General features: G+C 62.6%; 10 protein-coding genes, 1 tRNA gene and 1 pseudogene. 8 read left to right on the top strand and 4 right to left on the bottom strand.

Going from position 1 to position 11579, the window contains the following annotated elements; genetic code table 11:
* Positions 1-22: 22 nt before the first annotated feature.
* The 4 genes from AC1RUK_RS24605 (at position 23) to AC1RUK_RS24590 (ending at position 3233) form a co-directional block, all read left to right on the top strand.
* Positions 23-1573: a CYTH and CHAD domain-containing protein gene (locus tag AC1RUK_RS24605; protein ID WP_481838576.1), complete on the top strand. Its 1551-nt coding sequence runs from the start codon at positions 23-25 to the stop codon at positions 1571-1573.
* A gap of 14 nt (positions 1574-1587) precedes the next feature.
* Positions 1588-1833: a hypothetical protein gene (locus tag AC1RUK_RS24600; RefSeq protein WP_481838577.1), complete on the top strand. Its 246-nt coding sequence runs from the start codon at positions 1588-1590 to the stop codon at positions 1831-1833.
* A gap of 101 nt (positions 1834-1934) precedes the next feature.
* The gene (locus AC1RUK_RS24595; RefSeq protein WP_023799928.1) at positions 1935-2144 is read left to right on the top strand and encodes a hypothetical protein; all 210 of its coding nucleotides are present in this window, start codon (positions 1935-1937) and stop codon (positions 2142-2144) included.
* 951 nt (positions 2145-3095) lie between these two features.
* The gene (locus tag AC1RUK_RS24590) at positions 3096-3233 is read left to right on the top strand and encodes a hypothetical protein (protein ID WP_481840128.1); all 138 of its coding nucleotides are present in this window, start codon (positions 3096-3098) and stop codon (positions 3231-3233) included.
* Between the two features lie 267 nt (positions 3234-3500).
* Here AC1RUK_RS24590 and AC1RUK_RS24585 read toward each other — a convergent pair.
* Positions 3501-3662, bottom strand: a pseudogene (locus AC1RUK_RS24585) (SulP family inorganic anion transporter); the annotation flags it as partial.
* A gap of 325 nt (positions 3663-3987) precedes the next feature.
* On the opposite strand from AC1RUK_RS24585, the gene cls reads away from it, so the two are divergent.
* Complete coding sequence (gene cls, locus AC1RUK_RS24580; protein ID WP_481838579.1) at positions 3988-5424, top strand: cardiolipin synthase; 1437 nt, start codon at positions 3988-3990, stop codon at positions 5422-5424.
* Positions 5425-5785: 361 nt separating this feature from the next.
* On the opposite strand, the gene AC1RUK_RS24575 is transcribed toward cls, so the two are convergent.
* Positions 5786-5861 (bottom strand) — tRNA-Thr (locus tag AC1RUK_RS24575).
* A 351-nt stretch (positions 5862-6212) separates the two neighbouring features.
* On the opposite strand from AC1RUK_RS24575, the gene AC1RUK_RS24570 reads away from it, so the two are divergent.
* Entirely contained in the window at positions 6213-7355 is a 1143-nt protein-coding gene (locus AC1RUK_RS24570) for a hypothetical protein (RefSeq protein WP_481838580.1), read from the top strand.
* Between the two features lie 61 nt (positions 7356-7416).
* Here AC1RUK_RS24570 and AC1RUK_RS24565 read toward each other — a convergent pair whose 3' ends face one another.
* Together AC1RUK_RS24565 and AC1RUK_RS24560 are read right to left on the bottom strand one after the other, a co-directional pair.
* Positions 7417-9015: a cisplatin damage response ATP-dependent DNA ligase gene (locus AC1RUK_RS24565; protein ID WP_481838581.1), complete on the bottom strand. Its 1599-nt coding sequence runs from the start codon at positions 9013-9015 to the stop codon at positions 7417-7419.
* Positions 9016-9049: 34 nt separating this feature from the next.
* Positions 9050-10060: a ligase-associated DNA damage response exonuclease gene (locus AC1RUK_RS24560; RefSeq protein WP_481838582.1), complete on the bottom strand. Its 1011-nt coding sequence runs from the start codon at positions 10058-10060 to the stop codon at positions 9050-9052.
* A gap of 107 nt (positions 10061-10167) precedes the next feature.
* Between AC1RUK_RS24560 and AC1RUK_RS24555 the strand changes: the two genes are divergently transcribed.
* Positions 10168-11091, top strand: a complete 924-nt coding sequence (locus tag AC1RUK_RS24555; protein ID WP_481838583.1) for a class I SAM-dependent DNA methyltransferase — start codon at positions 10168-10170, stop codon at positions 11089-11091.
* Between the two features lie 171 nt (positions 11092-11262).
* A complete protein-coding gene (locus AC1RUK_RS24550; RefSeq protein WP_481838584.1) occupies positions 11263-11571 on the top strand; it encodes a hypothetical protein in 309 nt (102 codons plus the stop codon).
* The last annotated feature ends 8 nt before the right edge of the window (positions 11572-11579 follow it).

The raw sequence follows: 11579 nt of genomic DNA, 5'->3' as shown, positions 1-11579 counted from the left end.
ACAGGTCTGACAACAATCGGCCATGAGCGGGATCGAGTTAAAATTCCTCCTTGACGAACTGACGTCGAGCCAACTGGGCGCGAGCGTTAAGGCGTTGAAGCTGACCACTGGCCGCCCGAAAACGAGAATACTCAGAAGCATCTATTTCGACACCGCTGATCATGCGCTGAAGAAGGCAGGAATCACGCTCAGGCTCCGGCGTGACGGGCGACGTTGGATACAGACCGTCAAGACCAAGCCAAAGCTGCATCGCGGCCTGTCGCAGGTTGGCGAGGAGGAGAACCCGGCTCCAGGCGGGCGGCTGTGTCTCGAAGCGATTCCGGACGCAGCGGTCCGAGAGGAGGTTGTTCGCCGCGTGAACGGCGCGCCGCTTGAGCTCATCTGCGAGACCGTGATCAGGCGTTCCACCAGCGAGCTGTCCCTTGAGGACGGCACGCGTGCGGAACTGGCAATCGACATCGGCGAAATCCACGCCGGGGAACGCTCGGCCGAGTTGCGTGAACTCGAGATCGAACTCATCGAGGGCAGCCTGGGCGGACTGTTTGACATTGCACATCTCCTGTTTCCCGACGGGGGCTTGAGGTTCTCCCGCCTTTCCAAGGCGGCGCGCGGCTATCTGTTCGCGGAACAGGGATGGATCGACCCGCCGCTCGCGCCCCGCAATGCCGAGGACGCTGTGCTCGATCAGGCCCAGATCGCAGAGCAGGCGGCACGCAACCTCCTTCGCGAGTGCCTCGATCAGATCGCCACGAATGTCGTGGTGATCCGGAAGCTGGACGATCCCGAAGGGCCGCACCAGTTGCGGATTGGTCTGCGCCGATTGCGAAGCGCGTTTTCTGTCTGCGCTTCCGTTCTGAAATGCCCGGAAATGACGCGGCTCAACATGGAAGCCCGCTGGCTTGGTCAGGAGGTCGGGCGTCTCAGGGATCTCGACGTGGTGGCGAACAATATCGTGCGGCGGGAGGCCGAGGCCCACGCGGATGAACCGGGTCTGCCGCCCCTTGCCGATGCGCTCTCGCGGCAGGCGGGGGGACTGCGCGATCACCTTCGCAAGCTTCTCCCCGGGGCGCGCGTGCAGGCGTTCCTGATCGACCTGGCGCGGTTCGTGGAGGCGCGAGGCTGGCTCGTTCCTCAAGATTCTGGCCAGACCGAGCGGCTTGCAGCGCCGGTCGTCCAGTTGGCCGGCAAGGCACTCAGCAAGCGCTGGAAGAAGGTTAGCAAGCGCGCGCAAGGACTTGAGGCCTTGACGGTTGAGCAACGCCACGATCTGCGCAAGGAGCTGAAGACGCTGCGCTATGCGGTTGAGTTCTTCTCTCCTTTGTACCCGGCGAAACGTGCTGAACCGTTCCTGAAGCAATTGAAGAATCTTCAGGCGGTCTTCGGCGACCTGAACGACGCGGCGATGATCAGAGCCATGTTGACGGGGGCGGAAGCGCCCGGCGCCGGCGATCCGACCGTGCAACGCGCCATCGGATGGGTGATCGGAGCGAGCCAGGCGCGCGCCGAATTTGGCTGGGCTGGCGCAAAAACCTTGTGGGAAAACCTAGATGAGACCCGCCTCTTCTGGAAGTGACTCGGCACCGCGGGATGGAGATCGCTGGCCTGGCTTTTGGCCTCCGGAAAGACGCGGCGATTGTATACTTGACAGACCAGACTTTGCTTGGCGTCGCCAAGTGGAGTTTTGCTGTGGAAGCGGGCGAGATGCAGGCTATTGCCGACACCCTGATGCGGGTCGTGACGCCAGACATGACGCCTAAGCAATTGACCAAGGCGGCAATGAAAGAGCATCCGAACGCGTCAAAGAAGGATATCGCCTGCGCGGCGTTCTTCTAAATTATGCCAACGCCGATCAGGACCACGGCAAGGTCAAGAACCTGCAGGCGTTCGCAATAGCCGAGCGCGTAGCCGGCGGCTCTTGATCGGGAGCATGGCGCTTGCGTCCAACCAATGCCGACCGAATAGCAATCCGCGAGCAACAGATTGAGCTTTGCCGCGACATGATTGCGTGGGAAGCGTCACACCATTGGGGCGATGCAGTCCAACTCGCGCATTTCTCGACTGATATCATCGAGGAATACAAGCGCCTGATCGCCACGCTGCAGCTAGTCAGCGACGGGTTGCGGAACCTTGAACCAGTTCAGTGACTAATTCACTGGCCGCGTCCTGTGCCATCTTATGAACGGCGCATTCTTCCCGGGGATCTCCACCCGCGTACAGAGCCTGGCCCAGCCTCCGGAATTGGTACGTCGCAAAACTCAAACGGCTTCTGATACCCGACAAATCGAAGAGCCCGCATGGTTCTTGCCGTCAGTCGTATGACCCTCCTGTCGTTGATCCTGGGCAGGACCACAAGATACACGCACGCAACACAGAATCCAAAGAACGTCGGCGCGCCGCCCCTCAGTAAGAAGTTGGTGGCGCTGGGGTCCGCATCCGCCCGCCTGGCTGTGTAGGGGTGAAGTGCCGGTCTGGGTTCTTAGTTGGGTGACGGACTTCTTGCGCTGAGCCTAAACTTGCCAGATGACACGATATGCGCGAAACTTGGTTTTCGAAGAGCCACTCATAGAGCAGATGTGGGAATAGCGTGGTTGTCCACACCACCGTCACAACCGGCATCAAAAATAACGGCGAGCAAAGTGGGGTCCAATCAAATGGCATATGTCGCGTCTTGGCGGAATTCTCGCGTGAAGGCGCGTGGTATGGTCATAAGAGCAACTTTCGCCGCCACTGCGTTATCGCAGTTAGCGGCCATCGCGCATGCCAGCGAGGGATCATTTGATGACTTTCCCTTCTTAGTACATTGCGAGGTTAGCGGCCTGCATCGTGTTTTCTATTTGTCCACAATTGGCCAAGACGGGGTTGCCGTCTATATTTCGCCAGACAGGCAGGCCGGCACCATAACTGTAAGCGGCAAGGCCGATCCGGTGGGCGGAGACGGGTCGGGAAGTTGCGCAGGAAAAACACTTGAGCAACTACGATCGACGGGTCAAGCATATGACTTGCAACACTGATCTTTGAGGAATGTTGTCTTATTCTTTGACCTACTATCTCAGCTAGGACACCGAGTGTTCCAGCAGATAATCGCCGACTCTCGATTGGACCGAACGTCAATAGATGCTGAACTGGTGGCGGCAGCGGTGCTTTACGCCTTCCAACGCGACCCTGTCAGTGAGGCGGAATTGCTGGCGGCAATGCGCGCGCGCAACGCGGATTTTCTCAGGCTGATCAACTAACAGCGGCCCGGCGGGCTGGGGGCTGGGGCGCTTTGGCATGACCGCCGGGCCTAGCCGGCAAGGCTACCGGCTGGCGAGGTTATAGGCTCGTCAATCGTCGCTGCTACCTGCCAAAACGTGGGTGACCTTCAGTCATCAAATCGGATGAGACCAGAGTCGCAACCGCGAGTATGCCTGGCTTGCATGAGCGATCGCTAATATGGTGAACGAATGGTGAATCGCGCCTAGCCGTAAAAGACGCGGGCGTAAATTTCAAACTGATGCACTACCGTAGACGATCATCAGCACGAAGGCCGTGTAAAGACCGATACTCGCCGGCAAGCCCGCAACTGTCGCGTAGGCCATCGCCTTGGGCAGGACGACGGCTGCGGCCGTCAGGCCTGCGACAACATCGAGGCGTTGGGCCGCAACAGCCGAAGGCTTTCTCACACCGCGTTGCCAGCGCTCGTCAATCGAGCGACCTTGTTGATGTCAATTATCGGTTCTCAACCTAGGGCGTAACTCCTCGGCAAGGAAGCGCCGTCTTTTGGCCTATGCCTCATCACGCGATCGGGAATTCTTCTCCGAAGGATGGATGCAGCCGCCTGCGAAGACCGCAGTGGTCGAAACGCCGCACTATCTGGGTCACCGCGACCGGTTGCGCAAATGCCTTCACCGCCGCCCCAGAAGCGAAATTCAAACTGTGGTACTAGAAGTGAGCCGCGGCAATCAGCGCGAAACCGACCGACCACTACTGTCGGATTGAGCCCATTTCATGAGCGTCGTTCTCGAATATTCATTAATCACGATCGCCTTCATCCTGGTGGAGTTGGCTGTGCTCGCGCGCATTCTCCTGCGCCCGAACCGCGATCCGACTTCTCGGCTCGCCTGGCTCTTTGTCGTTGCCCTGTTCCCGCTTTTGGGCATTTTTGTCTATTTGCTCTTCGGCGAGGTGAGCATCGGCCGCCGTCGCGTTGCACGGCGCCGCGCGGTTCTCGCGCGACTTCAGAACGCCCAGGCTGAAGGAGCCGAGGCGATCGTACCCGAGCGTCATTCGAATCTCTTTCGCCTCGGCCAGTCCATCAGTGGGTTTCAGCCCGTCGGCGGCAATACGGCGCGATTGCTCTCCGATTCCAATGCGACGATCGATTCGATCGTGGCCGACATCGATGCGGCAAAGGAACACGTCCATCTACTTTTCTACATTTGGCTGCCGGACAACAACGGCTGCAAGGTCATCGAAGCCCTGAAGCGCGCCGCTGCGCGCGGTATCACGTGCCGGGCGATGGCTGATGATCTGGGGTCGCGCACGCTGATCCGCTCCGATCATTGGCAGGCCATGCGCCGGGCAGGCGTGCAGGTGGCCAACGGACTGCCGGTCGGCAACCCTCTGTTGCGGCCCTTCATGGGACGCATTGACCTTCGAAATCACCGCAAGATCGTCGTCATCGATGGTCGCGTTACCTATTGCGGCAGCCAAAACTGTGCTGATCCGGAATTTCTGGTAAAGGCGCGCTACGCCCCTTGGGTTGATGCGATGATGCGCTTCGAGGGCCCGATTGCCCGCCAGAACCAGTTACTGTTCGCCGGCGACTGGATGTCCCGTGTGGATGAGGATCTGGAAGGCCTCTTTCGCGAGCCCCACCTCCTGGCCAAATCCGATGCGATGCCCGCACAGGTAATCGGAACCGGACCGACGGCACGATTTTCGGCCATGCCGGAAATGTTTGAATCCCTGATGTATGCAGCGCAACGCGAACTCATCATTTCGACCCCCTATTATGTGCCCAGCGAATCCCTGCAAGGCGCGCTTTGCACGGCAGCCCGCCGGGGTGTGGATACGAAGATCATCTTTCCCGCCAGGAACGACTCCCGGATCGTGGGAGCCACGAGCCGAAGCTACTACGCGGATCTCCTCGCCGCAGGCGTTGAGATCCACGAATATGTCGGTGGCCTTCTCCACACCAAATCGCTGACGCTCGACGGAGAAGTCACCTTGATCGGCTCGGCGAACATGGACCGCCGGAGCTTCGATCTGAACTACGAGAACAACATCCTGTTTTACGATCTCGATCTCACCGCCGCCATGCGGCAGCGCCAGCTTGACTACATCGCCAGCTCGACCCCCGTCACAAGCAAGATGGTGGCTTCATGGTCACTGCCACGGCGCCTTTGGAACAACAGCATCGCCACGCTCGGACCCCTGCTGTGAGGCAGTTCTACCACTGGGAAGGGTAAAGTCTCGAATCTGTATTCGCCTTGGATCGAACGACCGTCACTCTGTGGGCGATATGACGCATTTCGCCGACGCCAAGGCGTAGGCATCGGGTTGAGCCTTGCTCTGAAGGGTCAAACCCAACCACTCTAAACGACTAGGTTCTCAACCTGCATCCTGCGGACTGGCCGGATGCTCCGCAGCCCACTTCGCGGTGGCATGCTGGACAGCGGCGATGAACAGGGCCGTGGTAACCCCGAACATCATCAGCCCATTGGCGGCCTGAAGCGGCGCAAGTAGCCGCATGCGGCCGGCGCTTTGCCCGGGCCGGCTTTGGCCCGCAATCCCTTGGAAATACTGGTGCCGCTTAGGTGACTCGAACACCTGACCCCATCATTACGAATGATGTGCTCTACCAACTGAGCTAAAGCGGCCCGGGAAGCCGAGGCCTCCAAGATGGGCTGCGTGATAGACTCAACTAGGTGGGAATTCAAGATGGGCGGCCGCAATTTCAAGCAGGGACCGGCAATTCGTGTTGGTGTTCCCCGCCGAACCCAGACTCCAGCGGCACGCATCCGCCGGCCGCTCGGACGGCGGCGCGCGGGCAGGTTGCGCTCGAAGGCGCCGGGAGATCAGGCGAAATCTGTTGATTCTCTTGCTGAAAACCGCCGAAATAGGCCCTGGATGCATGCCCGGAGCAGAATGCGGCTGCTCGCTTGTTGATTGATTGGTCGCCTGCGGCTAACGATCATGGCAATGTGAGCGAACGTGCAGAGGGAATTCGCTTGGACCCGATCGAAAAAGCGATCCGGAACGCCTTCGACAAGGGCAATGCCGACGACCGTGCGTTTCGCGAGCGGGTCTACCGCTCGGCCTTTGCCGCGCTGGACCGTGTGCTCCAGGCCAATCCGAACGTGACGGTGGAAGTCGCCATCAAGCGCCGCAAGGCGGTGCAGGCCAAGATCACCGAGATCGAGTCCGAATTCCTGCCGGCGGTTTCCGATATTGCCCTGCAGATGGAAACTGACGCGGCAGCGCCCGCCGTGGAGGCACCGACGGTGGCTGCGGCGGAAGCCGCGCCGTCACCCGCCGTCGTCGTCGACGGGCCGGTCCAGCCGCTTGCATCCGACGCGCCAAGGTCGCGCGTCCTGCCTGTCGTTCCAGATATCATGCCGGATGCGGTGCTTCCCGGTGCGCCGGAGCTCGATTCTCCGGCCGCCGTCTCGACAGAGAGCGGCGAGGCCGAGGTGGCGCCGGACCGCGACGAGCGGCGCATAAGAGGGCGGCGCCTGCCGCTGACCGCGATCTTCCTTGGCGTGACGCTGCTCGCCGCGGCCGGCATCGGCCTCTATTTCGCCCAGCAGACCGGCGTGTTCAAGACGCCGGCCCAGCTCGATACGGCTCCGCCGGAGGCGCCGCCGACGGTCGAGGACGACGACTTCACGCCGCCTGCCGGCTCGCCGGAAAAGGCCAGCGAGGCCGAACAGGCGCGTGACTGGATCAACGTGTTTTCGCCCGCCGACCCGACCCATGTCGCGGCACCCTCCGATGCCAAGGCCGAGGTGATGGAGGACGACACCGGCTCGTTCCTGCGCATCCGCTCCGGCACCTCCGGCTCGGCCATCGCCTTCGATGTCGGCCAGGGCGTGCTGGAAAAGCTCGCCGGCAAGCACGCGGTGTTCGACATCGTCGCCCGTTCCGAAGAGGGCAAGGAGACGCAGATTTCGGTCGACTGCAATTTCGGCGAGCTCGGCGATTGCGGCCGCAAGCGCTACGCCGTCGGCCACGAGCGCAACGAATATCTGTTCGACGTGCAATTCCCGGACAAGGCCCCCGGTGCCGCCGGCACGATCGCCATCAATTCCGACTTCGACAAGCAGGGCAAGTCGGTCGACATCTACGAAATCCGCGTCTCGATCGCGCAGTAAATCTTGTTGTTTCTGCGCGTGTCGTTATCCCAAAACCGCCACACACTTTTGCGGACACGCGCTAGTGATCAAGCAGCGCCTGAAGCGTCTCGATGCGGTCGGCTTCGGCTGCCGGCTTGTCCCAGCGCAGCCGCGAGATGCGCGGAAAGCGCATGGCGACGCCCGATTTGTGCCGGGTCGAGCGGTTGAGCCCTTCGAACGCGACTTCAAGCACCAGCCCGTTCGCGCGGTCGGCGCGCACCGAACGCACCGGACCGAAGCGCTCGACGGTGTTGTCGCGGACATATTTGTCGATCTGCTTCAGCTCCTCGTCGGTGAAGCCGAAATAGGCCTTGCCGACCGGCACCAGCTCTTCCGCGCCTTCCGGACCCGACCAGACGCCGAACGTATAGTCCGAGTAGAAGCTCGATCGCTTGCCGTGGCCGCGCTGGGCATACATCAGCACCGCGTCGACCGTGTGCGGATCGCGCTTCCATTTGAACCAAGGGCCTTTCGGCCGGCCGGCGAGATAGGGCGAATCCCAGCGCTTCAGCATCACCCCTTCGATGATCGGATGCGGCGGCGCCTGGCGCAGCTGTTCCAGTGCTTGCCAGTCCTCGAATGCGACCAGCGGTGAAAGATCGAAGCGGCTGGGGTCGAGCGTGCCGACGAAGGTCTCGAGGCGGAGCCGGCGCTCGCGGAAGGGCAGCGCGCGCAAATTCTCGCCGCCGATCTGCAGCACGTCGTAGCAGCGCATGAAGGCCGGATATTTCTGCTGCATTTTCGGCGTGACGGTCTTGCGGTTCAGCCGCTGCTGCAGGTCGGAAAACGTGCCGGTCGCCGAGGGTTCGCCGACCAGCAGTTCGCCGTCGAGCGCGGCGGAAAAATGCATGGCGTCGGCGAGGTCGGGAAAGGCGCCGGAGACGTCGTCGCCGGTGCGCGAATAGAGCCGGCGCACGCCGTCTTCGCAGACCGCCTGGACGCGGATGCCGTCCCACTTCCACTCCGCGGCATAGTCGGCTGGATCGAGCTTTTCGAGATCACCGTCACCGACCGGGTTGGACAGCATCACCGGCCGGAACAGTGCCGACGCCGTCCTTTGCGGCTTGTCCGCCTTGCCCTCCAGCCAGGCGAACAGCCCGGCATAGGGCGGTGTCAGCCCGTGCCACAATTCCTCGATCTCGGCGACGTCGACCTTGCCGAATTCGGCCAGCGCCTGCTTGGCCAGCCGCGCCGAGACGCCGATGCGCAAGCCGCCGGTGACCAGCTTGATGATGGCGAAGCGGGCCGAGATGCCGGCGCTGTCAAGCAGCCGGGCCAGCACTTTTGGCCCGTCGGAGCGGCTGGCCGCCTGCAGTTTCGCCACGACCTCGCCGAGCGTCGGCTCCCGGTTCGGGATATGTCCGGGCGTTTGCGGCCAGACCAGCGACATGGTCTCGGCGAGGTCGCCGACATAGTCGTAGGAATAGCCGAACAGCACCGGGTCCATGCGCTCGACCACCAATGCGCGCAGCATCGCCGGCTTGACCGCTGCGATCGACAGGTCGCCGGTGATCGCCGCCAGCGCCAGCCCGCGATCCGGATCCTCGACGTTGCGGAAGTAATCGATGAGCAGCGTCAGCTTGCCATTGCGCGACGGCGTCAGCACGAGACGGTCGAGGAGTTCGGCGAAGCGGTTCATGGACGCACCGCTGGGCGCACGCCGGTGATCATCATCAATCGCCCTCGTCCTCATACCCGACCAAATGCAGCGGCCGGGCCGCGATGCCCTCCAGTTCGCACCAGCGCACCAGCGCCTCCTCGCGGCCATGCGTCACCCAGATCTCCTCAGCCCCCGTCTCCTTGATCGTGGCGGTCAACTCGTCCCAGTCGGCATGATCGGAGATGATCAGCGGCAGCTCGACACCGCCCTGCTTGGCGCGCTGGCGGATGCGCATCCAGCCGGAGGCGAAGCAGGAGATCGGATCGGGAAAGCGCCGCGCCCAGCGGTCGGCGAAGGCCGATGGCGGGCCGACGACGATGGCGCCCGCGAAGTCCTCCTTGCCGCCGCTGTCGACCGTTGCCGGATCGAGCTGCCCGAGGTCGATGCCCTGGCTCTGGTAGTATTCGCTGAGCTTGGCCAGCGCGCCGTGAATGTAGATCGGCCTGTCGTATCCGGCGTCGCGCAGCAGCCGCATGACGCGCTGCGCCTTGCCGAGCGCATAGGCGCCGACCAGATGCGAGCGCTCGGGAAACTGCGCCGCCGATTTCAGCAATCGCGCGATCTCCTCCGTATCCGGCGGGTGGCGGAAGACCGGCAGGCCGAAGGTCGCCTCGGTGATGAACACGTCGCAGCGGACTGGCTCGAAGGCCTCGCAAGTGGCGTCCTTCTGGCGCTTGTAGTCGCCGGACGCGACGACGCGCAGGCCCTGGTGCTCGACCGCGATCTGCGCCGAACCGAGCACATGGCCGGCCGGATGAAAACTGACCGAGACGCCGTTGAGCGCCATCGTTTCGCCAAGTACCGCAGCTTGCGTCGCTCCGGCAAAATCCTCGCCGTAGCGCAGCCCCATGATGTCGAGCGTCTGCCTTGTGGCGAGCACGGAGCGATGGCCGGAGCGGGCATGGTCGGAATGGCCATGCGTGATCAGCGCACGGTTGACCGGCCGCACCGGGTCGATGAAGAAATCGCCGGGCGGGCAGTAAAGGCCTTCCGGCCGGGGATGGAGCAGGTCGCTGGCGCGCATCCCGCCAAGATAGTTGCTAATTCAGCCGCGGGAAGCCTGTTGCAAGAGACTGCTGACTCGTCCTACAGCCAGCCGCCGGCTGCTTCCGCCGGCGGGGTCCTTTCGCCATGAAACCGTTCCAGGCCACGTCCGGCGATCTGACCGCCGACCGTCGCGCCGACTTCGCCGAGATGCTTTACGCTTCCGGCGAGCCGGCAGCCGCGGCCGAACTGCTGCTCGGAGCGCTGGAGCTGGCGCCGCAATGGGCGGCCGGCTGGTTCCGTCTCGGCGAGATGCAGGAGGTGGCCGCACCCGATCAGGCGGCGCAAGCCTGGACCATGGCGCTGACGCTGGAGCCGGCGGATCGGCTGGGCGCCGCGCTGAAGTTGCAGTTGATCGGCAAGGCGCTGGCCGCCGCGGCACCGCCCAGCGCCTTCGTCGAGATGCTGTTCGACCACTATGCCGAGAGCTTCGAGGAGTCGCTGGTCGACAAGCTCGGCTACCAGTTGCCCGACTTTCTCAATCAGGCCATCCGGAGAGCAAGGCCGGGACGTTTCCGGCTGGCGCTCGATCTCGGCTGCGGCACCGGCCTGATGGGGCAGAGACTGCGGCCGATCGCCGACCGGCTCGAGGGCTACGACATCTCCGCCGCCATGCTGAAGAAGGCACGCGCCAAGGGCGTCTACGACCTGCTCGCCAAGGCTGACTTGCAGGATTTCTCGTATGCCGGTCCGAAAGCCGATCTGGTCGTGGCGGCAGACGTGTTCATCTATGTCGGCGCGCTCGAGCACGTGGTCCGCAGGATCGCCGGCCTGCTTGCCGGTGACGGCCTGTTTGCCTTCTCCGTCGAGACACTGGTGGGCGAAGGTGGCTTCGCGCTGCAGCCGTCACGCCGCTATGCGCATTCGCATGCGTATGTCAGGCAGCTTCTGGCCGCCAACGGCTTTTCGGTCCTGTCGATGGAAAGCACGATCATCCGGCACGACCGCCGTGAGCCGATTGATGGTCTGGCTGTGGTGGCGGAGAAGCGTCCAAAACCACCGATGTTGTGATCCTTCCTACCCCTCTGTCCCGCCGACCGGCGCATCTCCGCTGCGAAAAAGCCCGAATCGCGTGGCCGGGTGGCACGGGGCGGGCATCAACACGGAGCAGATCCCATGCGCTGGAACTTGGTGGTTTTGGCATCTTGCCTGGCTATGGCCGGTTGTGTCGGCGGCAACTCGATGGCGGAACGCCAGGACGAAAATGTCCAGTCCTCGCTGCAATACGACAACGTGCCTTGCGATCAATTGCTGGCGCAGCGCAACGGGGTGGCGCAGCAATACAAGCTTTCAACGACGGCAAAGCCGACCTTCTCCAATCCCGCAATGGGCTTCGGCCCGTTCACGCCCGACATGCGCTCCAAGGCCAAGCGCGATAGCGACAAGGCAACCGGCGAGATCGATGCCATGAACCGGTCGATCGAGCGCCGCGACTGCGGCAAGCCGAAGAAGAAGGAAACTTTTGCTCTGCCAGGCGCCAAGACCGGATGAAGGCCAAG

It is taken from the genome of Mesorhizobium monacense, from assembly GCF_056781675.1.
This window is presented reverse-complemented; position numbering and strand designations above follow the sequence as displayed.

What these genes read in the sequence shown, in the direction of transcription:
- AC1RUK_RS24555 (WP_481838583.1), top strand. Translation starts at nt 10,168, where the DNA reads ATGAAACCGTTCCAGGCCACGTCCGGCGATCTGACCGCCGACCGTCGC.
- AC1RUK_RS24605 (WP_481838576.1), top strand. Translation starts at nt 23, where the DNA reads ATGAGCGGGATCGAGTTAAAATTCCTCCTTGACGAACTGACGTCGAGC.
- AC1RUK_RS24600 (WP_481838577.1), top strand. Translation starts at nt 1,588, where the DNA reads ATGGAGATCGCTGGCCTGGCTTTTGGCCTCCGGAAAGACGCGGCGATT.
- AC1RUK_RS24550 (WP_481838584.1), top strand. Translation starts at nt 11,263, where the DNA reads ATGGCGGAACGCCAGGACGAAAATGTCCAGTCCTCGCTGCAATACGAC.
- AC1RUK_RS24565 (WP_481838581.1), bottom strand. Translation starts at nt 9,015, where the DNA reads ATGAACCGCTTCGCCGAACTCCTCGACCGTCTCGTGCTGACGCCGTCG.
- cls (WP_481838579.1), top strand. Translation starts at nt 3,988, where the DNA reads ATGAGCGTCGTTCTCGAATATTCATTAATCACGATCGCCTTCATCCTG.
- AC1RUK_RS24560 (WP_481838582.1), bottom strand. Translation starts at nt 10,060, where the DNA reads ATGCGCGCCAGCGACCTGCTCCATCCCCGGCCGGAAGGCCTTTACTGC.